Below are 25,413 nucleotides of genomic sequence, written 5' to 3'. Positions count from 1 at the left end.
ATTATGCAGGCCGAGCGGAGAGATGGCAGAGTGGTCGAATGCACCGGTCTTGAAAACCGGCATGGGTTTATAGCCCATCTAGGGTTCAAATCCCTATCTCTCCACCACTTATTAAATAAGTGTGTGGTAATTAAAGTATCATTCATTTAAATAGTTATTAGTACACTCTTACTTTTAACTTAGCAGTATCGGAGAGATGGCAGAGTGGTCGAATGCACCGGTCTTGAAAACCGGCATGGGTTTATAGCCCATCTAGGGTTCAAATCCCTATCTCTCCACCATATAACAAAAAAGCCCGCTGATTTAGCGGGCTTTTTTGTGTCTATAGAAAACTAAAATGCATTATCGTTAAATAGACTTCATATAACTGAGAAAATGAAACCAGTAATTAGCGATGAATTTGTGGTATTTTATTAGCAAGCGTGTTTTTAAAGGTATGTAAAATATGACGTTGTGGCTTAAAGATGATTTAGCGTCAAGAAAGTTGGTTGTATACAGGGCAATTTTATTTTCGATAGTAACTCTATTTATTCTATTCGTATTCCAACCTTTTGGTACAACCAACGATACTGAACCTTATAAATTACTCCGCCTTTCAGGTTACGGCTTAGTCACGTTTTGCGCTTTATTGCTTTCGGGTTTTATTGAGATACTTTTAATCCGGTTAAATCTTAGCAATAAACTTCGAATAATAGTGACCCCCAGCCTTTATATTTTAATTACTGCTTTGTTTAACCACGGATATTTTGTTGTTGCTATGTTAGGGGCTTGGCATTGGCAAAACCAAATACTCTTCATTGTATATACATTAGCAGTTGGGTTATTCCCGATTAGTTTCATATTTGTTGTCAATCGTCATGCAAAGCATATGGTCTTAACAACTGAAATAATACCGGTTGTTAAGACTAAACAGCCTTCTTGTGAAGAGGTAGAAAAAAATAACGCCCCCCCACATCGCCTAATAACACTTATTGGCGATAATAAAGGTGACAAGCTAACAATTGCGCTATCGGATATATTGTTTATTAAGTCAGCCGATAATTACTGTGAGCTCGCAACGATAGAAAACGATGTTGTTTCTCATAAATTGCTGCGCATAACGTTAACTGGTTTATTAAAGCAATTACCACAAAATACATTTTTATATCGCTGTCATCGGTCTTATGCAGTTAATTTACAATTAGTCGCAGTAAGTAAAGGGAATGCCGGAGGGTTACAGTTATCGATGAACTCATTTGATTTCACAATTCCAGTTTCGCGAACTTATGTTGATACCATTAAACAGGCCTTGTTGTTAACCCCTGATGTTTGTTGATGGCCCCAAAAACGTGTAGTTAGCACCTAAAAATGAAATTTAACCCTAATTGATCGATTTCATAATTAGTGATTGCCATGATTAAGTTGAATTTAAAATTGTAACTTAAGAAGGTACGTATGAAACATACAATTAAAGCACTGCTACTAATCGTCACATTTATATTTTGTCATTACATGATGAAAGAGTTCTGGGGGGATAACTGGGTAAGTGTCCTATCTGCTCTTGATCAACAATCAGCCCTTTTGTTATTTCCCGCTAAATACTTATTTATTTATGGGCCATTGCTAGTTGTGGCAACATTATTATTTAAACATGAGAGTTGGTACAACGTTTTAGGTGTCGACATTGAAGGTTTTCAACGTTATTTACTCGCAGCGGTGGTCTGTTGCACACCTATGGTGATAGGTTACGCTTATTTAAGTAACGCGCTAAACCTTTCAATTACGGGAATAATTACAGGTTCAATATACGCGGGAGTTTTTGAAGAAATAATTTTTAGGGCTGCTTTGTTCGGCGTGTTATTTCGTTTTTGCCGTTGGGGGTTTATTCCCGCCGCATTAATTAGCTCAACGATATTTGGTTTGGGTCATATTTATCAAGGACACGATGCTATTTCAGCTGTGATGGCTGTTGCAATTACAACAATAGCAGGAACTTGGTTTGCGTGGTTATTTTGCGAATGTGGATACCGTATTTGGTTTCCACTATGGATGCATATATTTATGAATGCGGCTTATGGCATATTTAGCATGTCAGGTGGTGCAGCAGGGGACTTAAAAGGCAATTTGTTCAAGGCGACTGCAATAATTTTAAGCATACTCTACGTAAACTTACTTATCCGTCGTGGTAAGCCGCGTCAAATAACACTCTCTACATTATTTAAGAAACGTCCAGGTTTTTCGTCTCAACATTATAAATTAGCAACACAAAACACTTAAAGGAGATAATAATGTTTGAATTATTTTTAATTATAATGATTTTTTTGTCGCCTTTTTTACTTTTAGTGCTAATTAAAAATTACTTTACTAATAAAGCGACTGCTAAAGAGACGTTACTTTTATTACAAGATAAAAATCAGAAAAATACGATTGTTACGATGCAAAAAAAGTTAGACTTTTTAGTTGAAAGAGTCATAGTGCTTGAAGAGTTGGCGATAAATAAAAATATCGATTTATCACAAAAAATAGCTCAGTTGTAACTGCTGAGCTATTTGTTATTTCTTTTAAAAACTGGGCTTTATTAAATTACCTAGCTTATATGTTGTATGTTTTATCATCATAAATTACGACCATAGTCTCTATTTCTAAGCTTTAGATCTTGGTGCATGCTTAATACATTAAATTTTATATGCTGTATTAAGGATTATTAGATGAAACATCAACTTGCAAAAAGCGTCGCGCTTTCATTATTGTCCCCAGTAATTATTGGCAGCTTGCTAGGTTTGTATTATGCGTTAACGCTACAGGGTGATTTCTTATCTGTATTTTTTCAACTGTTGATGACGGCTATATCAAATGCACATATTGTAGGTTTAACAATGGCGGCCTTTGTTGTGCCAGGATACTTACTGATGTTTAAATATTCTAAAGTTAATTATTCGGGTGTTTTAACACTCGGTTTATTAGGTGGCGCTATATTTAGTTACTTATTAAGTGCCTCAACTGGCGAGATATTTTTGATTAATAGTGCTATGTCAGCATTTGCTGCTGGACTGTTTTTATTTGGTCTTCGTAAATCGGTAAAAAAATAATCGCAGCATTATTAACCAAGCACGCTGATAAACGGTGCGATTTCCTTTTTTTTACCTCCAAAAGGTTCCAATTTTTCACGACAAAGAGTACCTTTAGCTACTGTATGTTTAATAAGAAGTAGTTTGGTATGCAAAAGCAAGATTTTTACCAGTCATTAGTTAAGCAAACGCAATCGCTGATAGCTGGTGAATCTAATGTAATTGCCAATTTGGCAAATATAAGCGCGCTATTATTTACCTCTTTAGAAGATGTAAATTGGGCGGGCTTTTACTTTATGGATTCTCCTACTGAATTAGTACTTGGCCCGTTTCAAGGCAACCCTGCATGCATCCGTATTCCAGTAGGAAAAGGGGTATGTGGAACTGCTGCGGCAACCGCAGAAACACAATTGATTGAAGATGTTCACGCTTTTGACGGGCATATAGCCTGTGATGCAGCGTCTAACTCTGAAGTGGTTGTACCTATCATGAAACATGGTAAAGTATTTGCAGTACTAGACATTGATAGTCCAAGTATTGGCCGATTTGATGCTGATGACAAAGCTGGCCTTGAAGCATTAGTGAAATGCTTAGAGGCGAGTCTGTAATGAAAGATTTGCTAAATGTTCAAGACTACCTATTTGCTGTGCAAGATGTTGGCGACTGGGAAGGCGAAGAAGAACATGTAGCGGAAACGCTCAATGATTTAATTCATATTGCATGGGATCGTCTTCCAGATGATTCAGAATGTGAATTTATTGATGAAACAATTAATGGTATTTGGGAACACCTTCGAGGTGATATGGCTGTTATAGAAGCCGATTTCGAAGAGTTGGTCGACTGGGTAATACACTACGTCGATTCGTCCCTTGATGAAAAGATGTGAAAAATAGGTTCTAAAATGGAAACCACAAACAAGCTAAAAGATATTAATGAAGTGTTGGAATTTTTATATCAAGAATTCCCACAATGTTTTAAACAAAAAGATGGCATCAAGCCGCTTAAAGTCGGTATTTTTAAAGATATTGCTGAGCGTATTGAAGGGTCTGAAAAAGTAAGTAAGACTCAAGTTCGTCAAGCGCTTAGAAAATACACGTCTAACTGGCGTTATTTAGAAGCTGTGACTAAGTCAGAGTTTCGTATTGATCTTGATGGCAATCAAGGTGAAAAAGTTGAGCAAGAGCATATCGACCATGCGCAAAAAGCATTGGAAGAAAGCCGCGCTAAAATGGCAAAACGCAAAAAACAACAGCGTCCACGTCAAGATTCTGATTCTAAATCTTTCAAGAAAAAACCAGCTCATGCTAGCAAAGCAGGCGATAAAAACGCACCTGCTGCTAACAAATCTGCTAAAGCAGCGCCGGCTAAACGTTCAGGAAAAATTGAACCTTTACCAGCAACTGAGGTCAAGGTTAATAATAAGGTTAAGGTTAAACTTGGCCAAGCACTTGTAAATGCAGTAATCACTGAAGTGAACAAAGATGACGTTCATGTTGAATTAGTGACAGGTATGCAAGTTAAAACCAAAGCTGACAGCTTATACATCGTTTAAGTTGTCAATAAATTAAGGAGTTGTGTATGAGTAAAAAGTTTACGCTCATTCCGTTAGTTGCTGCCCTGTTTTCAGGTTCATTATTTGCTGCTGTAGAAGCCGTCACAATTGACGATTTACCCCAGCTTAAGCAAGAGAGTCAACATGGTACTGCTAGCAAACGAGTGGCTAGCTTATTTGCTCGTTCACACTATACACCGGTTCGATTTAACGATGAGCTTTCTAGTAAAGTGTACGATCGTTATATCGAATCCCTTGATTTTAATAAAAGCGTTTTCTTAGCAAGCGATATCGCCTCTTTTGAGCAATACCGTGATGACTTTGATAACGCTATTACTACCGGCAAATTAGATTTTACGTTTGATATTTTTAACTTAAGTCTTAAACGCCGTTTTGAACGTTACGAGTATTCACTTACTTTACTTGAAAAAGAAATGACGTTTGATAAAGAAGATGAATACTTTTTTGACCGTGAAGATTCAGCATGGCCGGTGTCTCAAGCTGAGCTAGATGAAATTTGGCGTGAACGTGTAAAGTACGATGCACTGCGTTTAAAAATGACAGGTAAAGATTGGGAAGGCATTAAAGAAGTGCTGACCAAACGCTATAAAAATGCAGAAAAACGTTTAGTACAATCTAATTCAGAAGATGCTTTTCAAATTGTTATGAACTCACTGGCACGCAGTATTGAGGCGCATACGTCTTATTTATCGCCGCGTCGTGCAGAGCAGTTCAAAATGGATATGGACTTAGAGCTTGAGGGCATTGGTGCCGTATTAAGCCCTGATGAAGATTACACAGTTATTCGCAGTTTAGTGCCGGGAGGCCCTGCAGATAAAACAGATCAGATCAAAGCTGATGATCGCATTATTGGTGTTGCCCAAGATGGTGAAGAATTTGTAGATGTAATTGGCTGGCGTTTAGATGACGTAGTTGATTTAATTAAAGGTCCTAAAGGGACTAAAGTACGTTTGCAGTATTTAAAGGGTGTTGACGCTCATGGTGCACCTAAAGTTGTTGAAATCACGCGTGATAAAATTCGACTTGAAGATAGAGCGGCTAAATCAGAAGTATTTGAAGCAAAATACTCTGATTTAACAAGCAAAGTAGGCGTGATTGAAATTCCTGGCTTTTACAATAACCTTTCGAAAGATGTAAAAGTTGAATTAGCTAAGCTTAAAGAAGAAAAAGTTGAAGGTATTATTATCGACTTACGCCAAAATGGCGGTGGTTCTTTATATGAAGCAACACAGTTATCTGGTTTGTTTTTCGATCAAGGTCCTGTTGTTCAAATTCATACCTTAAATAATCGTATTGAAGAGCAGAAAGACCGTGACGGTATCACTTATTACGATGGTCCTTTAACTGTTTTAGTTGATCGTTACAGTGCCTCTGCTTCTGAAATATTTGCAGCAGCAATGCAAGATTACGGTCGTGCGGTTATAATTGGCGAGCAAACATTTGGTAAAGGTACTGTACAGCAGCACAAAGGCTTAGGCCGCGCTTACGACCTATACGATAATGCGCTGGGTAGCGTGCAATATACAATTGCTAAGTTCTACCGTATTAACGGTGGTAGTACGCAACATAAAGGTGTTATTCCTGATATTTCGTTTCCATCTGCAATCGATCCTGCAGAGTGGGGTGAAAGTAAGCAAGATAATGCACTTCCATGGGATAGCATTGTTAAAGCGAAATACAAAAAACTAGGTAATTTAACACCTATTATTACGTACCTAGAGAAACAGCACGAAGTACGAATTAAATCAGAGCCAGAATTTGGTTATGTATTTAGCGATATTACTTTATATAACGAAGAGAAAGACCGTAAAACTATCTCTTTGGTTGAAGCTACGCGCATTAAAGAAAAGGACGAAGGTGAAGCACGTGCACTTGTACGTACTAACGAACGTCTTAAGCGCTTAGGTAAAGAGCCGGTAGAAAACTTAGACGATTTACCAGAAGTAATTGAAGAGCTTGACCCATTTTTGGAAGAAGCAGCATTAATTACTCAAGATTATATTAATTATGGTCGTATAGCTAAGAAGTAACAACTGGTTTTACCTCTATAAAAAAGGCGCTTTAGCGCCTTTTTTACTACCTAAAATTTACTAAATTGTTATAATCTCTGATTACATAAAGTTGAGCTAGATCAATCATGCTCAATTAATGCGCTTTACGTGCTAAAAATAATAATTAAACACACAGCAAGTGTGCAGGAGTCTCTACTTTGAAGCTATTGGATGATAAACCAATCAAGCCCGCCTCGTTTTTTGATGCATTAATTCCTATCACTGTATTAATTTGTTTGCTTGGTGCAGCCGTATACTTATTTGGTGATAACTCTTCTTCAGGTCCTAACCAAATTGCACTTTTATTTGCTACTTTTGCAGCGGCTTTAATTGGTCTTAAAAATGGTTATACGTGGAAAAAGTTAGAACAAGCTATGATCGAAGGCATAACACTTTCGCTTGGTGCTATCTTAATTTTACTTATGGTAGGTGCGTTAATTGGCACTTGGTTACTTTCGGGCACGGTACCCACTTTAATTTATTATGGCTTACAAGTTATAAACCCTAGCTGGTTTTATGCAGCGAGCTGTTTAATTTGTGGCATTGTAGCTATGAGCATTGGTAGCTCTTGGACTACGGCCGCTACGATAGGTGTTGCCTTATTAGGTGTTGCAACGGGTCTTGGGCTTGAGCAAACAGTAACGGCTGGCGCTGTTATATCTGGCGCGTACTTTGGTGATAAGCTAAGCCCGCTGTCTGAAACAACCAATTTAGCGCCAGCAGTTGTAGGCGCTGATTTATTTGAGCATATTCAACACATGCTATGGACGACAGTACCGAGCTTTGTAATTGCACTTATTATATTTATATTCATGGGATTTAATGCAACGGCTTCAAGCGAAGCAGGGCGTATTGATGAAATAACAGCTATTTTGCAGCAAAATTTTAATATTGGTTTTGAAATGCTGATCCCGCTAATTGTATTATTAGTTTTAGCGATTAAAAAAATGCCAGCCTTTCCTGCTATCTCTATTGGTGCTGTTGTGGGCGCTATTTGGGCTATGTTATTTCAGTCAGATTTAATTGCTAGCCAAATTGATGTGTCTCAAGGACAGTTAGTAGGTTACTTTAAGCTTGTTTGGACTACGTTTTTTGATGGTTTTAGTATAAGTACAGGCGATGATAAAATGGACTCGCTACTTAGTGGTGGCGGTATGTCAGGAATGCTTACAACTACGTGGTTGATTATGACTGCACTGATGTTTGGTGCCATCATGGAAAAAACGGGCCTTCTGGACATTTTTGTTAAAAGCATACTTAAAATAGCTAAAAGTACGGGCTCATTAATTGCAGCAACAATTGCAACGTGTATTGGTACAAACGTTATAGCAGCCGATCAGTATATCGCGATTGTTGTCCCTGGCCGTATGTTTAAAGATGAATATGAAAAACGTGGTTTGAAGCCTGTTAATTTATCTCGTACATTGGAAGATGGCGGTACAATTACTAGCCCACTTATTCCTTGGAATACTTGTGGTGCTTACATGCAAAGCGTTTTACTAATAAACCCTTTCGATTATGCACTCTACGCTTTCTTTAATTTAATTAACCCTGTTTTAGCAGTTGTTTATGCCTACTTAGGTATTAAAATTTTACGTATTAAACCAAAACAATCTGCCTAATTTTAATAGCGCCTTTTAACTTTAAAGGCGCTATTTTGGAGTATCTATGACTGAATCAAGCAAACCTCAAGCACAATACCTTAAAGACTATAAAGCCCCAGACTTCCTAATTGACCACACAGAGCTAACTTTTGACTTACAGCCATTATCAACCAAAGTAAGCTCTTTGCTAACACTTACGCGTGTTGGTGATAAAAAAACACCTTTAGTACTTGATGGCATTGACTTACGTTTACTGTCTTTATCTGTTGATACGGTCGATATAACTGATTATGAAATTATTGGTGAGCAACTAATAATTAATAATCTGCCAGATAATTGCCAATTAAGCATTGTTACTGAGATATCACCTGAGACGAATACCTCTCTAGAAGGTTTGTATTTATCAGGCGGGGCGTACTGCACGCAGTGTGAAGCGCAGGGTTTTAGAAAAATAACCTATTATATGGACCGCCCCGATGTACTAGCCACATTTGATGTAACTGTTATTGCAGATAAAAAATACCCGCAATTACTTTCTAACGGTAATCAAGTTGATAGCGGTGAAACACAAGATGGTCGTCATTTTGTGAAATGGCAAGACCCATTCAAAAAGCCAAGTTATTTGTTCGCACTTGTAGCAGGCGATTTTGATGTTTTAAAAGATACCTACACAACTAAAAGCGGCAGAGATGTAGAGTTAGCATTGTTTGTTGATAAAGGTAATTTATCTAAAACACCCCATGCTATTGCTTCACTTAAAAAAGCAATGCAGTGGGATGAAGAACGTTTTAATTTAGAGTATGACCTTGATATTTATATGATTGTAGCCGTTGATTTTTTCAACATGGGTGCGATGGAAAATAAAGGGCTGAATGTATTTAACAGTAAATGCGTATTAGCCAATCAAGAGACAGCGACAGACAAAGACTATCATACGATTGAATCTATTGTAGGTCATGAGTACTTTCATAACTGGACTGGTAATCGAGTTACTTGCAGAGATTGGTTTCAGTTATCGCTAAAAGAAGGTTTAACTGTATTTAGAGACCAAGAGTTTAGTAGTGATTTAGGTTCTCGTGCACTTAACCGTATTGATGCGGTTAAAGTAATGCGTACACATCAGTTTAGTGAAGATGCAGGCCCTATGGCTCATCCAATTCGTCCTGAGAAAGTTATTGAAATGAATAACTTTTATACTGTCACTGTATACGATAAAGGTGCTGAAGTTATCCGTATGATGCACACATTATTGGGTGAAACTAACTTTCAAAAAGGCATGACTCTTTATTTTGAGCGCCACGATGGGCAAGCAGTTACATGTGATGACTTTGTAAGTGCGATGAGCGATGCATCAGGCGTTAATTTAGGGCAATTTAAGCAATGGTACAGCCAATCAGGTACACCGCGTTTAAATGCGGTTCAAAACTTTGATAGCAGCTCTAATACATACACTTTGACAATAGATCAAACAGCACCGGCTAATCAGCCAGATAATAAACCACTTCATATTCCATTTGCTATTGAATTACTTGATGCCCATGGAAAAAGTATTGCTCTGCAATATAAAGGTAAAAAGCTAGATCATGTGCTTGATGTAACAAACACGACTCAAACATTTACCTTTGATAATATAGTAGAGAAACCAGTTGCTGTTTTACTCGAAGATTTTTCTGCGCCTTGTATTTTAAATCAGCAAACAACAGAGCCAGAACTATTACACATTATGCGTTTTGCGCGCAGTGATTTTTCACGTTGGGATGCACAACAGCAACTATTTATTAAAGCCGTTAAAGCACAAATCACCGATGCAACGAATAGTGTATTAAGCAGCGAAATTATAAATGCGCTACGTATACTTATAAACACTAAAGAGGGCGATTTAGCTTTAATTGCAGAGCTGTTTAAATTACCAAGTTTTGACACGTTAGCTGCTGAATTTGATGTAATACCTGTTGATGAAATTATCAAAATAACAGAAAAGTTTGAGCAACAAATTGCTGATGAACTTGCTGATGAGCTGCTTAGTTGTTACGAATCTCTTGAAGATGATGGGAGTATAAGTGCAAGCGCAGTTGCAAACCGTGCCTTGAAACAAATATGCTTACATTATCTAGCTAAAACACAAAAGCCAGAAGCTGTAACCTTTATTAAGGAAGCCGCAAGCTCGACTAATATGACTAATTTACTTGGTGCCCTAAGCGCTGTGGTAAAAGCTTCACACCCTATTAGAGACGAGCTTTTGAGTCATTTTGATAGTCAGTGGCGTCATGATGTTTTAGTGATGGATAAATGGTTTGCACTGCAAGCGATGCAATCAGGCAGTAATGCTATAGATGATATTAAAGCACTTTACGAACACCCGTGTTTTGATTTTTCAAATCCTAATCGTGTACGTGCACTTGTAGGAAGTTTTAGCCATTTTAATACAGCGCAATTTCATCGGTCTGATGCCCAAGGTTATGCGTTATTAGGTGATTTACTAATAAAACTTAATGCAATTAATCCACAAAATGCATCGCGTATGCTGACACCATTTATGTCGTGGAAGCGTTACGATGATGTACGCTCACAAGCAATGAAACTGCAATTACAACGCTTAGCCAATTTAGATGGCCTAAGTGCTGACTTGTATGAAAAGGTTGAAAAAGCGCTCGCATAAATGATTGAGTATTATTTTACCCTAAGATTGAGCTATAACGAATGCATGGATTACTACCATGGTCGTTTTAGCTCATTACAAGTTGTAGAGGATGGCGGTAAAACGATTCGTTTTACCGCTACATATTTAAGGCCCTTCATTTCGAGCTTGGGTGTACGTGGTCGTTTTAGACTCTTATTAACCCCCGAAAACAAGTTTATCCGCCTAGAACGAGTGGCCTGACACTCGGTTTTTATGTTATATATACATAAAAATATTGTATTTTTGTTAATTTCAATTTGTCCTATTGTTAAATTACGTGTATAAATTATCTGGTACGACGTCTTACCAATACGTAAGCGTCAACCAGAATAAAAATATATGACTGATTTTAGCGAGTATTTGTAATTTTTCAGATTCGCTTCTATCGTTATGATTACACTAAAAACAATAACTTGATCACACAAAATGACCCGCGACAGGGGGGAACCAAAATGATAAGAAGATCGCTTTTTGTTAAAAATAAAATCGCTATAGGTTTAGCAGCCGCTAGTTTAGGTTTATCTGCAGCCAGTACTCAAGCTGTAACATTTGAAGCTGGGGGTTTTGATATTACCTTCGATTCAACCTTTTCATATGGGCAAAGTGTCCGTGTAGAAGATAGAGACTTTAGCTTAATTGGTAAAAGTAATAATCCAGCTTTTGACTGGACAGGTTACAACCCTGCGCTAAGTAACACTATTTACTCATCACAAGATGTATGGGCACAACCGGGCTCTTACTCAAACAATGGTGATGCGGGTAATTTAAATTTTGACAGTGGTGACTCATTCTCAAAACTATTGAAGGGAACACACGACCTTTCAATAAATAAAGATAACTACGGTTTGTTCACTCGCTTTATGTATTTTTATGACTTTGCATTAATGGATGGCTATCACGCTTATTCAAATCCTACATCTGGGCAGGGTGTTGATCCGTGTGATGATAAAGACACTAAAGCACAAAGTTGTGCCGACATACGTTTACTAGATGCGTTTGTATGGGCCGATTTTGATTTAAACGACGGAAATAATCCTTTATCTGTTCGTTTAGGTCAGCAAGTAGTTAACTGGGGGGAAAGTACGCTTATATCTCATGGTATTAACGTAAACCCAGTTGATATTGACCGATTGAAAGCGCCAGGCGCTGAGCTTAAAGAAGCATTTATACCTGTTGGTATGCTTTGGGCATCGCTTGGTATTACTGAAAACATCACGCTTGAGGGTTTCTACCAATACCAATGGCAAGAAACGCGTTTACCAGCAGCCGGCACGTATTTTTCTACTAATGACTTTGCAGCAGAAAATGGTTATCAGCAGAATGTTCAGTTAGGCTTTACGTCTAATCCTGATATTGATGTTGCTTTTTTAACGGATAGTTTAAATAACTTAAAATCTGACTTTGCACTAGCAGCAGCTTCTCAAGGAATTGATCCTTCAAGTGCCGAAGGGAGTGCTTTATTAGCTCAAATGTACCTTGCATATCCAACTAAGGTCGCGCTTAAAGGTAAAGGGGATAATGGTAAAACAGAACCTGAAGATGGCGGTCAGTACGGTCTTCGCTTAGGGGTGTTTTTACCTGAGTTTAATGATACTGAAATTGCGTTATACCACGTAAACTACCACAGTCGTCGTCCGCTTATCTCTGGTCGCGTATCAAACTTTTCTCAGGCTGCTATAGCTCAAGATTTAGCAATGATTATGACTACAGAGATTACCTCTGATAATGTGGCTGATTTAACTGCTTTTTCTAAAGCTGAAAACGACTATCCTGAAGATATTAAACTATACGGTTTAAGCTTTAACACCACTATTGGTGAAACAGCTTTTGCGGGTGAATTTGCTTTTCGTCAAGACGAGCCTCTGCAAATTGATGACGTAGAGTTACTTTATACAGCTATGCCAGAGCAGTTAGCGCTTGCCGGTATTCGTCCTGATTTTGCGGGTATTTCGCAAATGAGTTTTGGCGATGCTATAAGCTCTGTTGGTGCGGGTGAAGTTGCCAAGGGCTATATTGAACGTGATACATCACAAATTCAATTTACGGCTACTCATTTATTTGGCCCTTCATTAGGGGCTGATAGTTGGGCTGTTGTTGGTGAAGTGGGTGCTGTAAAAATTCATAACATGCCAGAATATGACGAAATGCGTTTGAATGTATCCGGTACTGGTCGAAGTGGCACAATTACGGGCCCAGGCACTACTGATTACTCAACATTGCAACTTGGTTTATCAAACGGCGCTGAAGAAAAATCATTTGCTACTGCATCTTCTTGGGGATACCGCTTAATTGCTAAAGGTGATTATTATGACCTTTACGATGGTATTAACTTCTCTCCTCGTTTTGTATTTTCTCATGACGTAAATGGTAATACACCAGATCCTATGTTCTTATTTATTGAAGACCGTAAATCTTTAGGTGCGACCATGAACTTTAACTACCAAAATGCGTGGTCACTTGACGTGAGCTACAACTCGTTTTGGGGCGGCGGCGATATTAATACTTTCTCAGACCGCGATTACGTTTCTTTTAACTTAAAATATTCTATTTAGGGGTAACATTACTATGATTATAAAACCTACCCTCATTGCTACTGCTTTTTGTAGCTTGTTTGCAAGCAGCGCAGCTTTAGCTAAATTAAGCGCTGATGAAGTTGCTCAATTAGGTCAAAATTTAACGCCATTAGGCGCTGAAAAAGCAGCGAATGCTGATGGCTCTATTCCTGCGTGGAATAATGGCATTACATCTGCACCAGCAGGTTATGAACCGGGTATGCATCACCTTGACCCATATACCACTGACAAAGTGCTTTTCACTATTGATAAAAGTAATATCGAAAAGTACAAAGCCAATTTAAGTCCGGGTCAAATTGCGTTATTTGAAGCATACCCAGATACATTTAAAATGCCAGTGTATGAAACACGTCGCTCAGCGTCTTATCCTCAGTTTGTTTATGACGCAACTAAAAAGTTTGCACCAACAGCTGAATTAGTTGAAGGCGGAAATGGTATTAAAAATACGGCAATTGGTATTCCTTTCCCTATTCCTAAAACGGGTTTAGAGGCAATTTGGAATCACTTATTACGTTACCGTGGGCAGTCTATTGAACGTTTTGGTGGTCAAGCAGCTCCAACAGCGTCAGGCTCTTATAACTATGTTGGCTTTGATGAACAGCTATTAGTTAAATATTCAGATCCGAGTGCAACACCCGCAGAGCTGCAAGACTCAAACATTTTGTTTAAGTTTAAACAAAGTGTTACAGAGCCTGCACGTTTAGCCGGTACAGCCCTGCTTGTTCATGAAACGATGGACCAAATATTAACGCCACGCCAAGCATGGACTTACAACTCGGGACAACGTCGTGTTCGTCGTGCACCTAATGTTGCATATGATGCACCAGGAACAGCAGCAGATAGCTTACGTACTACTGATGACTTTGACATGTTTAATGGCTCGCCAAATCGTTACAACTGGACACTAAAAGGTAAGCAAGAGTTATATATACCTTACAACAGCTATAAACTTCATAGTGATAAATTAGAGTACGATGACATTTTAATGCCTGGCCACATAAACCCAGAACATACACGCTACGAAAAACACCGTGTTTGGGTTGTTGAAGCTAACTTAAAAGACGATACACGCCATATCTATAAAAAACGTGTGTTTTACATTGACGAAGATAGCTGGCAAGTACAGGTTACGGATATTTATGATAACCGCGACCAACTTTACCGTGTAGCAATGGCTTATGGCCTTAACTACTACGAAGTACCTACTCAGTGGAGTACGCTTGAAGTTTATCATGATTTGAATTCACGTCGTTATTTAGCAATTGGTTTAGATAACCAAGAAAAAATGTACGATTTTTCACAATCGTTTAACGATAACGAATTTACGTCAAGCGCATTACGTCGCGCAGGTAGATAGTTAGAAGTTAGGCACTTAACGTATGTTAAGTGCCTTTTCCTTTCACATCGCGTTTGTCTTATACCAAATCGCGCAACGCTTTCCTCAGTATATAAAGACAAACAATTCTCTCGTTCAAGGCGATTAAAATTTATGAAGTATTTAGTATATGCCAGCCTGATCATAAGTGGTGCGAGTGTTGCTCAGGATGTCCCTGAAAATGCAATCAGTGCAATTAAAGCAGATAAAACCCTACTTACTGATATAACAAACACAGGTAACGGGCTAATTGCAGTAGGCAAGCATGGTACCGTTATTAAAAGTGACACTGGTAATAAATGGCAACAAGCTGAACTTGTACCGACTCAAGTGCTATTAACAGCTGTTGACTTTAGCGATGAAAATAATGGCTGGGCATGTGGACACGATGCCACCATTATCAATACTACCGATGGTGGTATTAATTGGCAGTTACAACAAGTTAAACCAGAACTAGATAAACCCTGCCTTGATATCCTATTTGAAGATGATTTAAAAGGTTTTGCAGTGGGCGCCTATGGTATGTTTTATCAAACCACCGACGGTGGTAAACATTGGCAAAAGCGCTTTTTAGATTCGTTACTGTTTAGTGATGACAGAGATTACTTAAACGATTTAAAAGAAAACGATCCCGAAGGGTATGAAGCAGAAACAGCTTCAATTTTACCGCACTTTAATCGAATCGAAAAAACAGATAACGGATTAATGTTGGTTGGTGAAATGGGTTTAATGGCCAGAAGCATTGATGATGGCGAAACTTGGCAAAGGATTGAGGAAATTTATCCTGGATCATTCTTTGCAGTTGCCTCTGATAGCACGCAAGAAATTGTAGCAGGGCTTCGAGGTAATGTTTTTGCAAAGCAAAATGGCGAACAAGAGTGGCAGCATTTCGAAAATGTAAAAACTGCGACGATCAACAACATCATTAATTACAATAACAAACAATGGCTCATGCTCGCCAATAGTGGCGTTATTTTTCATCTTCAAGATGGGTTACTCACCCATGAGCAGTTAGCCGATGGTAAAGCAATTTTAGATGGCGTGATTTTAAATAACAAACTAATCATGGCGACAGAAGATGGCATTAAAGTGAAGGAGTTAACCCCTTAATGCATAAGTTACTCGATTTTATTGAAAAGGCGATTTTTAGACATCGCCTAATTATGCTTATAAGTTTTGCGCTTATAAGCTGTTTACTGGTATTCAAAGCAACTCAAATTCAATTAGATGCCTCGTTTAATAAAAACATCCCGTTAAATCACGACTATATGAAAGTATACACTAAGCATGAAAAACAGTTTGGTGGTGCAAACAGTATTTTGATTTCAGTGTGTGATGACAGCGGCAATATATTTAATCCAGAGTTCTTTACTCAATTAAAAGCGGTTCACGATCAGCTTTATTTTATTCCTGGCGTAAATCGTCCATTAGTTAACTCTATATTTTCACCCAGCGCTCGTTTTGTTGAAGTAGTCGAGGATGGCTTTGCAGGCGGTCCAATTATTCCTGCTAACTTTAAAGCGGATACGCGTGGTTTAGGTGTTGTAAAAGAAAACATCGAAAAAGCAAAAGTGGTAGGACGTATGATTGCCAGCGATTACTCGTGTGCAATGGTAACGGCCCAGCTTTTAGAAACTGATCCTCAAACTCAACAAAAATTAGACACTTTAGCTTTTGCACAAAAGCTAGAAAGTGATTTAAGAGAACCTTTAAGTACAGATAAAGTAAGTATTCATATTATTGGTTTTGCAAAAATGGCAGGTGATATAGCTGAAGGCGCAAAAGGCGTGGTTGTATTTTTTGCCATTGCTATCGCCTTTACATTTATTATGGTTTGGCTATTTTGTGGTAGTTTGAAGTTAACCATTTTACCTATTGCCTGTTCTATTATTGCAGTTGTTTGGCAACTTGGCCTGCTTTCAAGTTTAGGCTTTGGCCTTGACCCTATGTCTATTTTGGTGCCGTTTTTAGTATTTGCGATTGGTGTAAGCCATGGTGTGCAGATGATAAATGCGATTGGTAAAAAAGTAGGTGAAGGAAAAAGTACTCGTATCTGTTGTCAGTCAAGTTTTAGGGCTCTATTAATACCCGGTGGTATTGCACTACTTTCAGACACTGTCGGCTTTTTAACATTACTTACTATTGATATTGGTATTATCCGCGAACTTGCTATTACAGCGAGTTTAGGTGTAGCCGTCATTATATTTACTAATTTAATTTTACTGCCAGTTTGGGCATCGTACATGAACTTTGAAAATAGTGTACATATTCAATCTGGCGACGCTGCAAAGCCTAACATGCTTGATAAAATTAGAGACCTTCTTGTAAAAGCGACAGATCCTAAAATCGCTAAAATGATTATTGGTTTTACCCTTGTTTTATTTGCACTAGGTTACTGGCAAGCAGATAAAATGCGTATAGGCGACTTACACGCAGGCGCGCCATCTCTGCATCAAGATGCGCGTTATAATCAAGATACATTTTTAATATCAGACAAGTACACTATCTCGTCAGATATCTTAAAGGTAATAGTCGAGGCATATCCTGCAGCATGTACTGAACATGATGTGATGCAGAGGATTAGCCGTTTCCAATATAAAGTAGAAAATGTGACCGGTGTGCAGTCTGCTGTTAGTTTGAGTTCTGTAGCTCAATCGGTTAACGCAGGGTACAACGAAGGCAATCTGAAATGGCAGAGTTTGCCACGAAATTCAGCAAGCTTAGTACAGTCAACATCTCGAGTAGAAACGAGTACAGGCCTACTTAACGGGGATTGTTCGGTTATGCCTGTGATTATATTTTTAGATGATCACAAAGCACAAACTATCGATACTGTGATTAAAAGTGTTAAGCAATTTGCTAAAGAAGAGGGCACTGATAAATTAGCATTTAAATTAGCGTCTGGCCCTGTTGGTGTAATGGCAGCGACTAATGAGTCGGTTGCAGAGGCGCAAATACCAATGATGCTTTACGTTTATGGTGCCGTTATTATTTTATGCCTAATGAGCTTTAGAAGCGTAAAAGCAACAATAGCCGTAGTATTGCCGCTTTATATTGTATCAACACTTGCACAAGCACTTATGGTTCAATTAGAAATAGGCTTAACCGTTTCTACACTGCCTGTAATTGCGTTAGGTGTTGGTATTGGTGTTGATTATGGTATTTATATACTGTCGTCAATGATGGGGCAGCTTAAGCAAAACGTACCACTGAGTATTGCTTATCGTAATGCACTTGTTGAGCGTGGTAGTGCTGTATTGTTTACAGGGATTACATTAGCTATTGGTGTGAGTACGTGGATATTCTCAGATCTTAAATTCCAAGTTGATATGGGTATATTGCTAACCTTCATGTTTTTAGTAAATATGTTAGGTGCGGTATTGTTATTACCCGCTATTGGTAGCCTTCTCTGGACTGACCAGAAAAAATAATGTGAATAATTTTGCTCCTAAATGGCCTGTAAAGGCCATTTATATCTACAATTTGTGAATAGATGACCAAATAGCTGAAATGCTTAAAATGTTTTCATCGAAAAGGCTGTTTATTAGCTGCAAAAGGGTTAGAATTTGATTGACTCCACGCTAATGAATAGCTGTACAAATTTCTGCTCCTGAGCAGTAATAGATTAAGGAACATACAATGACACGAAATGAAGGCCAAGCCTCGGTTATCCTAGATAATGTCTGTAAGCTGATCCAGAAAAAAGTTCGCGCTGATAATGTGTTACTCGTTGAGAAATTCGCCAAAGCCTTGTACAGCAACATGTCTAAAGAGGATTTGGCAAATCGCAACGATAGTGACCTATATGGCGCAGCATTAAGCCTTTGGAACGCACTAGAAAAAAATACTACCGACGACGCTGTTATCCGCGTTTTCAACCCTGAAGTGGCAAAAGATGGCTGGCAGTCATCGCATACAATTGTAGAAATTATTACTAAAGACATGCCGTTTTTAGTTGATTCTGTTCGTATGGCCATGACTCGTGAAAATATCGCCTCTCACTTATTACTTCATTGCCCATTAAAAATTAAGCGCGATACAAACGCTAAAATTTCTGGATTATCAAATTTAAAAGCAGAGCAAGAATCTTCATCTACTAAAACAGTATTCTTTATTGAAATCGACCGTCAGACAGATTCTTCTGTGATTGAGTCTTTCAAAAAAGAGTTAGAATCGGTTCTTGTTGATGTGTCAGTTGCTGTTGATGATTGGCAACCAATCCGTAAAAAATTGATGGCAGTGACCAAAGAGTTACCTAAGCGTCATCATAATAAAACAAAAGAAGAAGTGTCAGAAACAACAGAGTTTTTAGATTGGTTAGCTAAAGATAACTTTACCCTAATGGGTTACCGTGAATATGAACTAAGCCCAGTTCAAGGTGATTACCAATTAAAAGGTAAAATGGAATCAAGCCTTGGCTTGATGAAAAACTCTACTGAAGAACACACACGATTATTATCAGAATTACCAGAAGTTGCTCGCCAAGAAGCACGTAGTAGCAACTTATTGATCTTAACTAAAACTAACTCTGTTTCTCGCGTTCACCGCCCAGCTTACATTGATTATGTAGGTATTAAGCGTTTCGACGATGAAGGTAATGTAATTGGAGAAGACCGCTTTATTGGTTTGTTCTCATCAAGCTTTTACAATAACAGCGCTACTGATGTACCCGTATTAAAAAGTAAAATTAATCGCATTATGGAAATGTGTGATTTTGCTAAAGGCACGCACGCTTACAAAGCTGTTTTAAACATTTTAGAAACCTACCCACGTGATGAGCTTGTTCAAGCGCGCGAAAGTGAGCTACTTGAAGTTGCTATGGGTGTTTTACAAGTACAAGAGCGCGATATGTGTCGCTTGTTTGTACGTAAAGATGCGTATGGTCGCTTTTTATCTTGCATGGTTTATGTACCTCGCGAGCGTTACAACACAGCCCTGCGCCGTGAAACGCAAGATATATTAGCTAATGCATTTAATTCTGACGATAAAGTCGAATTTACTACTTATTTCTCTGAGTCAACACTGGCGCGTACACATTACACCGTTCGTGTGACCGACAACAAGATCGAATATAACGTGAAAGACATCGAAAACAATTTAGTAGAAGCTGCGCGCACGTGGGAAGATAAACTTCAGTCTGCACTTTTAGAGTCAGCGGGCGAAGCACGTGGTAACGATTTAAATCGTAAATATTGTAATGCGTTTGCACGCTCATACAAAGATGAAGTACTGCCAAGTGCTGCGGTTGTTGATATCGAAAAGTTAGAATTACTTAGCGATGAAAACAAGCTGGAAATGCTTTTCTACCGTCCGCAAGAAGAAGCTAATAGCAATATTGTACGATTAAGCTTATTCCATAAAGACGAGCCAATTCACTTATCTGACGTTATGCCAATGCTTGAAAACTTTGGTCTGCGTGTTGTTGGTGAAACGCCATATTCAGTTAAAACAAGCGATGGGCGTATTAATTGGATAATGGACTTCTCTATGCTTATTGACAGCAAAGGGATGGCAGACTTTGATAAGATTTCAGCACGTTTTCGCGCTGCATTAACCAATGTTTGGGGCAATCGCCTTGAAAATGATGGTTTTAACCGTTTAGTGTTAATGGGTGGCTTAACTGGCCGTGAAGCCTCTATTTTACGTGCTTATGCTAAGTATATGCGCCAAATTGGTGTTACGTTCTCTCAGACTTACATTGAGAGCACATTTGCTAACTACCCAAATATTGCTGCGCAAATTGTTAACTTATTTGCTAAAAAGTTCTCAGTTAAGAGCCCAGCAAGTGCTAAGACACTTGAGAAGCTAAGCACGCAAATTTACTTAGAACTTGAAAATGTAGCAAACCTTGATGATGACCGCATTATACGTTTATACGTAGATATGATTGTTGCAACGCTGCGTACTAACTATTTCCAAAAAGATGATGCAGGTCAGTTTAAGTCGTATGTATCATTTAAAATACAACCTAGCTTAATTCCGGATGTACCGCTTCCTCTTCCAGCGTTTGAGATTTTTGTTTATTCTCCTCGCGTAGAAGGTGTGCATTTACGTTACGGTAAAGTCGCGCGTGGTGGTCTGCGTTGGTCTGACCGTCGTGAGGATTTCCGTACTGAAGTACTTGGCTTAGTTAAAGCGCAACAAGTTAAAAATACAGTAATTGTACCTGTTGGTTCTAAAGGTGGCTTTGTATGTAAACAACTACCTAGTGAGCGCGAAGCGTTTATTAAAGAAGGCCAAGAGTGTTACAAAATCTTTATCCGTGGTCTTCTAGATATAACAGATAATATTGAGCGTGGTGAAGTAGTGCCAGCGCGCGATGTTGTTCGTCACGATGAAGATGATGCATACCTAGTAGTTGCCGCCGACAAAGGTACTGCAACGTTCTCTGATATTGCTAATGGTATTGCAAACGAATATAACTTCTGGTTAGGTGATGCATTTGCATCTGGTGGCTCAGTGGGCTACGACCATAAGAAAATGGGTATAACGGCTAAAGGCGCATGGGAGTCAGTAAAACGTCATTTCCGTGAAATGGATATCGATTGTCAAACTACCGACTTTACAGTTGTGGCAATTGGCGATATGGCGGGTGATGTATTTGGTAATGGTATGCTGTTATCTAAGCATATTCGTTTACAAGTTGCCTTTAACCATATGCACATTTTTGTTGATCCTAACCCTGATGCTGCTACATCTTACCCAGAGCGTGAACGTTTATTTAATATGCCGCGTTCATCTTGGGAAGATTACAACAAAGAGTTAATTTCTGCCGGTGGTGGTGTTTTCTCTCGTGCTGCAAAATCAATTACGCTTAGCCCTGAAATGAAAAAAATGTTGGGCACTAAAAAAGCAACTATGACTCCAAATGAGTTAATGAAAGCCTCATTAATGATGGAGTTTGATTTACTGTGGAATGGCGGTATTGGTACATACATTAAAAACTCTAAAGAAACTGATGCAGATGTAGGGGATCGTGCAAACGATGCACTACGTATCAACGGTAGAGACTTGGGCGCTAAAATAATTGGTGAAGGCGGTAACTTAGGCGCAACTCAATTAGGTCGTGTTGAATTTGCAGCTAAAGGCGGTCGTGTAAATACTGACTTTATTGATAACGTAGGGGGTGTTGCCTGTTCAGATAACGAAGTTAACATTAAGATTTTACTTAATGGCTTGGTTGCTGAAGGTGACTTAACGCGTAAACAACGTGACGAGCTACTTTATTCAATGACTGACGAAGTATCTGAATTAGTATTAAAAGACTGTTACCGTCAAACGCATACTATTTCAATTACGCAGTCTAAAGGTACTTCAACACTAAAAGAAAAGATTCGCTTTATTCATGCGCTTGAAAAAGATGGCAAGTTAAACCGTGCTATCGAGTTCATTCCAAGCGATGAAGAATTAGCAGAACGTGCAGCAGCGGGTAAAGATTTAACTCGCCCTGAGCTTTCAGTGCTAGTGTCATACGCAAAAATGGTATTAAAAGAGTCGTTAGTAAGTGATGAAATTACTGAAAACCCTTATTACCGTCAGTTGCTTGTTAAGTCATTCCCGCGTCCACTACGTGAGAAGTTTAACGATGCGATGGATAATCATCCGCTTCGTAAAGAAATTATTGCAACTAAACTCGCTAACAGTATCGTTAACGATATGGGTTTAAACTTCATGGTACGTATGCATGAAGAAACCGGTGCTAATGAAGCTGAAATTGCAATGTGTTACTCAATTGCTAGCGAAATATTTGAAATGCGTGATACATGGTCTTCTATCAGTGCACTAGATAATAAAATACCAGCAGCGGTTCAAACTGAAATGCTTTACCAACTTCGTCGCACTGTTCGCCGTACAACGCGTTGGTTCTTACGTCATCGTAATAAGGCACAAACGATTGAACAAGGAATCGAATTCTTTGCTCCAACATTTAAAGATTTAAGCGATAACTTAAATACGTACATGATTGAAAAAGAGAATGACCGCATTGTAATTGAAGCTAATAAGTTAATTGATGCCGGCGTTCCAGCAGATATAGCTAAGCGCATTGTTTCTTTATCAAGCTTGTTTTCTGTGATGGATTTAGCTGAAGTTGCTAATAGTTCAGGTAAGAGTATTTCGATGGTATCGAATACTTACTTTAAACTAGGCGCAAGAATGGGTCTACATTGGTTCTTAGAGCAAATTACAAAGCAACCAGTCGCAAATCATTGGCAAGCGCTTGCTCGTTCATCTTATCGTGAAGAGCTTGATTGGCAACAACGTACATTATCTGAAGTTGTATTAAATAGCTTTGAAGGTGATGAAAGCGATGTTGATAGTCAAATAGATGAGTGGATGGATAGCCAAGATTTATTACTTCAACGTTGGAAACAAATGTTGGCTGAGTTCAAAACATCACAAAGCCATGACTTTGCTAAGTTCTCGGTTGCACTGCGTGAACTAATGCTACTAAGTCATAACTGTGATACATCAGGAAAATAATTTAGCTTTAATCAGCTATTTGTTTAGTAAATAAATAACTGATTGTTAAAATTGTTATACAATACCTCAGCCTTGTCTGAGGTATTTTTTTGTCTGGAATTTAAAAAGAGGATTATATTGATGTTTTATGATTTAGCTCGCCGTTTTATGTTTACCCGTGATGCGGAGTGGGCGCATGAGTTTGCACTTAATAATCTTCGTCGTTTTGCTAATACGCCTCTAAATTTAGCTTGGTCACAAAATGTTTCAGATAAACCCGTAAACTTTTTGGGCCTTGAATTTAAAAATCCTGTAGGGCTTGCTGCTGGCCTTGATAAAAATGCAGAATGTATTGATGCTTTTAGCCAAATGGGATTTGGTTTTATCGAAGTAGGTACAGTGACGCCACGTCCTCAAATAGGTAATGACAAGCCACGTATTTTTAGGCTGCCAGAGTCAAACGCAATTATTAACCGTATGGGTTTTAATAACAAAGGCGTTGATAACTTAATTGAAAATGTAAAAGCAGCTAAATATAGCGGTGTACTGGGTATTAATATAGGTAAAAACAAAGATACGCCGAATGAGCAAGGTAAAGATGATTACATTCACTGTATGCGTAAAGTATTTGAGCACGCCTCATACATTACAGTAAATATTTCATCGCCAAATACACCTGGGCTTCGTGATTTACAGTACGGTGCAGCGCTTGATGATTTACTACAAAGTCTTAAAAATGAACAGTTAGATTTAATTGCAAAGCATAACAAACAGGTTCCAATGCTGGTAAAAATTGCACCGGATCTAGATCAAATACAAATACAGCAAGTAAGTGAGTCACTTTTAAATAATAAAATTGATGGTGTAATTGCCACAAACACAACGCTTGAACGAGCCGCAGTCATCGGGCAGCAATATGCAGAAGAGGCGGGCGGTTTATCAGGTCACCCTGTTAGAATGCGCTCTACAGAGATAGTAAGTGAGTTAAAGCGCTTAACACAAGGTAAGTTACCAATCATTGGAGTCGGTGGTGTTGACGATGCTACATCTGCAAAAGAAAAGTTAGATGCAGGCGCAAATTTAGTCCAGGTTTATACTGGGTTCATCTACAAAGGTCCACAATTGGTAAAGTCGATCGTTAACGGCTTATAAGGATCAGTTATCTAAGCTTTTGATCGTTCAATAAATGTTCTAAGTAAACGTTTTATAAATGGTCAAAAGCGGTTATACTCTAAACAATAATAATTATTAAACATTCCCAAGGAGGAGCAAATGTTACAAGCATCAAAGCAATGGCAGTGGATTGCTTGTCCTGATAAAAATCGTTTGTTACTTGATTTAAATGACGACATGCAATTATGCACGCCTTATAAATTAAGACAAGTTACCGATTCTGTTTTTAAAAATCCACGTTTTAGCCTTGAAGATGCTGCATTTTACGAACAAGTTTATAATTATTTAGATGGTTTTGAATTGTGGTCAGCAGCTCAAATTTGTCAAATATCATTAAATGCAACCGCCGTTAAGTACCACTTAAAACCTGTACTAGCTAAAAGTTGGTTTTTTAAAGAATACACTGGTACAGAGCCAAGTGTAGAAGCGATAGTTAAATTAACGTCTAAAGCGCAATCGGGTGATTTTTTAATTGTAGAGCATTGCCCTGATGCATCTATTTGTTTAAATTTAAGCGAAACCTTTAAATTAGACGAAAACTTATCTTTAGCGCAATTTGAAGTAATCCGTATTTTGAATAATCGAGTACACCCCATCCTAAATCAGCAATACCAAAGTCAAACTGCCTAGGGTCTGCTGATCTTTGCGGATTAAAATTTGTTCAAACTAGGGGCTATTTAATCGCGGCGCGAGATTTGTAACCTAGTGGGCTCGATAACTGCTCCTGCGTTATTCTACTGGCTTACATCCATGTAAGAATAAGTAAAAACCGAGCAAAGCTTCCGCGTCCTGCTCACGCCCCTTACCTACATCCATGTCATAGGTAGGTACTTAAGAAAAATTTTAAGTGCAGCCTTAAAAATTTGGCTCTACCCCA

General features: G+C 38.4%; 18 protein-coding genes and 2 tRNA genes. All 20 read left to right on the top strand.

Going from position 1 to position 25,413, the window contains the following annotated elements; translation table 11 throughout:
* Window positions 1–16: 16 nt before the first annotated feature.
* The 20 genes from I6F53_RS13585 to I6F53_RS13490 all read left to right on the top strand — a co-directional run bounded on the left by I6F53_RS13585 (window position 17) and on the right by I6F53_RS13490 (window position 25,166).
* Window positions 17–107, top strand: a tRNA-Ser gene (locus tag I6F53_RS13585).
* 83 nt (window positions 108–190) lie between these two features.
* Window positions 191–281 (top strand) — tRNA-Ser (locus tag I6F53_RS13580).
* Between the two features lie 164 nt (window positions 282–445).
* Window positions 446–1,315, top strand: a complete 870-nt coding sequence (locus I6F53_RS13575; RefSeq protein ID WP_197239894.1) for a LytTR family DNA-binding domain-containing protein — start codon at window positions 446–448, stop codon at window positions 1,313–1,315.
* A 119-nt stretch (window positions 1,316–1,434) separates the two neighbouring features.
* The gene (locus tag I6F53_RS13570) at window positions 1,435–2,256 is read left to right on the top strand and encodes a CPBP family intramembrane glutamic endopeptidase (protein WP_197239893.1); all 822 of its coding nucleotides are present in this window, start codon (window positions 1,435–1,437) and stop codon (window positions 2,254–2,256) included.
* 11 nt (window positions 2,257–2,267) lie between these two features.
* Window positions 2,268–2,516 (top strand): hypothetical protein, encoded by a 249-nt coding sequence (locus I6F53_RS13565; protein ID WP_197239892.1) that lies wholly within the window; start codon window positions 2,268–2,270, stop codon window positions 2,514–2,516.
* A 171-nt stretch (window positions 2,517–2,687) separates the two neighbouring features.
* Window positions 2,688–3,068: a hypothetical protein gene (locus tag I6F53_RS13560; protein WP_197239891.1), complete on the top strand. Its 381-nt coding sequence runs from the start codon at window positions 2,688–2,690 to the stop codon at window positions 3,066–3,068.
* Between the two features lie 128 nt (window positions 3,069–3,196).
* A complete protein-coding gene (locus I6F53_RS13555) occupies window positions 3,197–3,655 on the top strand; it encodes a GAF domain-containing protein (protein ID WP_166419653.1) in 459 nt (152 codons plus the stop codon).
* Window positions 3,655–3,933 (top strand): hypothetical protein, encoded by a 279-nt coding sequence (locus I6F53_RS13550; RefSeq protein ID WP_166419658.1) that lies wholly within the window; start codon window positions 3,655–3,657, stop codon window positions 3,931–3,933. Before I6F53_RS13555 ends, I6F53_RS13550 begins: the two co-directional genes overlap by 1 nt.
* Window positions 3,934–3,948: 15 nt before the next feature.
* Entirely contained in the window at window positions 3,949–4,599 is a 651-nt protein-coding gene (gene proQ, locus I6F53_RS13545) for an RNA chaperone ProQ (RefSeq protein WP_197239890.1), read from the top strand.
* A 26-nt stretch (window positions 4,600–4,625) separates the two neighbouring features.
* Window positions 4,626–6,650 (top strand): carboxy terminal-processing peptidase, encoded by a 2,025-nt coding sequence (gene prc / locus I6F53_RS13540; protein ID WP_197239889.1) that lies wholly within the window; start codon window positions 4,626–4,628, stop codon window positions 6,648–6,650.
* A gap of 179 nt (window positions 6,651–6,829) precedes the next feature.
* Window positions 6,830–8,293 (top strand): Na+/H+ antiporter NhaC, encoded by a 1,464-nt coding sequence (gene nhaC / locus I6F53_RS13535; protein WP_197239888.1) that lies wholly within the window; start codon window positions 6,830–6,832, stop codon window positions 8,291–8,293.
* A gap of 46 nt (window positions 8,294–8,339) precedes the next feature.
* Entirely contained in the window at window positions 8,340–10,934 is a 2,595-nt protein-coding gene (gene pepN / locus I6F53_RS13530; protein WP_197239887.1) for an aminopeptidase N, read from the top strand.
* Window positions 10,935–11,156 carry a DUF2835 family protein gene (locus I6F53_RS13525; protein WP_149592249.1) on the top strand — a complete coding sequence of 74 codons (222 nt, stop codon included), beginning with the start codon at window positions 10,935–10,937 and terminating at the stop codon, window positions 11,154–11,156.
* 251 nt (window positions 11,157–11,407) lie between these two features.
* Window positions 11,408–13,507, top strand: coding sequence for a DUF1302 domain-containing protein (locus tag I6F53_RS13520; RefSeq protein ID WP_197239886.1), 2,100 nt, complete (start codon window positions 11,408–11,410; stop codon window positions 13,505–13,507).
* A gap of 13 nt (window positions 13,508–13,520) precedes the next feature.
* A complete protein-coding gene (locus I6F53_RS13515) occupies window positions 13,521–14,885 on the top strand; it encodes a DUF1329 domain-containing protein (protein WP_166419648.1) in 1,365 nt (454 codons plus the stop codon).
* Window positions 14,886–15,017: 132 nt separating this feature from the next.
* A complete protein-coding gene (locus I6F53_RS13510; RefSeq protein WP_165740267.1) occupies window positions 15,018–16,013 on the top strand; it encodes a WD40/YVTN/BNR-like repeat-containing protein in 996 nt (331 codons plus the stop codon).
* Entirely contained in the window at window positions 16,013–18,334 is a 2,322-nt protein-coding gene (locus tag I6F53_RS13505; protein ID WP_166419647.1) for an efflux RND transporter permease subunit, read from the top strand. The genes I6F53_RS13510 and I6F53_RS13505 overlap by 1 nt, the downstream gene beginning before the upstream one ends.
* Window positions 18,335–18,542: 208 nt before the next feature.
* Window positions 18,543–23,384: an NAD-glutamate dehydrogenase gene (locus I6F53_RS13500; RefSeq protein WP_197178137.1), complete on the top strand. Its 4,842-nt coding sequence runs from the start codon at window positions 18,543–18,545 to the stop codon at window positions 23,382–23,384.
* A 120-nt stretch (window positions 23,385–23,504) separates the two neighbouring features.
* Complete coding sequence (gene pyrD, locus I6F53_RS13495; RefSeq protein WP_197239885.1) at window positions 23,505–24,515, top strand: quinone-dependent dihydroorotate dehydrogenase; 1,011 nt, start codon at window positions 23,505–23,507, stop codon at window positions 24,513–24,515.
* Between the two features lie 120 nt (window positions 24,516–24,635).
* Window positions 24,636–25,166, top strand: a complete 531-nt coding sequence (locus tag I6F53_RS13490; RefSeq protein WP_197239884.1) for a cell division protein ZapC domain-containing protein — start codon at window positions 24,636–24,638, stop codon at window positions 25,164–25,166.
* Window positions 25,167–25,413: the final 247 nt, after the last annotated feature.

It is taken from the genome of Pseudoalteromonas sp. SWN29 (genome assembly GCF_015864465.1).
Lineage (GTDB): Bacteria > Pseudomonadota > Gammaproteobacteria > Enterobacterales > Alteromonadaceae > Pseudoalteromonas.
The sequence above is the reverse complement of the archived record's forward strand: the minus strand, read 5'-3'. Positions and strand labels throughout refer to the sequence as shown.

Coding starts and splice junctions, on each gene's coding strand:
- I6F53_RS13575 (WP_197239894.1), top strand. CDS start 446: ATGACGTTGTGGCTTAAAGATGATTTAGCGTCAAGAAAGTTGGTTGTA.
- I6F53_RS13570 (WP_197239893.1), top strand. CDS start 1,435: ATGAAACATACAATTAAAGCACTGCTACTAATCGTCACATTTATATTT.
- I6F53_RS13565 (WP_197239892.1), top strand. CDS start 2,268: ATGTTTGAATTATTTTTAATTATAATGATTTTTTTGTCGCCTTTTTTA.
- I6F53_RS13560 (WP_197239891.1), top strand. CDS start 2,688: ATGAAACATCAACTTGCAAAAAGCGTCGCGCTTTCATTATTGTCCCCA.
- I6F53_RS13555 (WP_166419653.1), top strand. CDS start 3,197: ATGCAAAAGCAAGATTTTTACCAGTCATTAGTTAAGCAAACGCAATCG.
- I6F53_RS13550 (WP_166419658.1), top strand. CDS start 3,655: ATGAAAGATTTGCTAAATGTTCAAGACTACCTATTTGCTGTGCAAGAT.
- proQ (WP_197239890.1), top strand. CDS start 3,949: ATGGAAACCACAAACAAGCTAAAAGATATTAATGAAGTGTTGGAATTT.
- prc (WP_197239889.1), top strand. CDS start 4,626: ATGAGTAAAAAGTTTACGCTCATTCCGTTAGTTGCTGCCCTGTTTTCA.
- pepN (WP_197239887.1), top strand. CDS start 8,340: ATGACTGAATCAAGCAAACCTCAAGCACAATACCTTAAAGACTATAAA.
- I6F53_RS13525 (WP_149592249.1), top strand. CDS start 10,935: ATGATTGAGTATTATTTTACCCTAAGATTGAGCTATAACGAATGCATG.
- I6F53_RS13520 (WP_197239886.1), top strand. CDS start 11,408: ATGATAAGAAGATCGCTTTTTGTTAAAAATAAAATCGCTATAGGTTTA.
- I6F53_RS13515 (WP_166419648.1), top strand. CDS start 13,521: ATGATTATAAAACCTACCCTCATTGCTACTGCTTTTTGTAGCTTGTTT.
- I6F53_RS13510 (WP_165740267.1), top strand. CDS start 15,018: ATGAAGTATTTAGTATATGCCAGCCTGATCATAAGTGGTGCGAGTGTT.
- I6F53_RS13505 (WP_166419647.1), top strand. CDS start 16,013: ATGCATAAGTTACTCGATTTTATTGAAAAGGCGATTTTTAGACATCGC.
- I6F53_RS13500 (WP_197178137.1), top strand. CDS start 18,543: ATGACACGAAATGAAGGCCAAGCCTCGGTTATCCTAGATAATGTCTGT.
- pyrD (WP_197239885.1), top strand. CDS start 23,505: ATGTTTTATGATTTAGCTCGCCGTTTTATGTTTACCCGTGATGCGGAG.
- I6F53_RS13490 (WP_197239884.1), top strand. CDS start 24,636: ATGTTACAAGCATCAAAGCAATGGCAGTGGATTGCTTGTCCTGATAAA.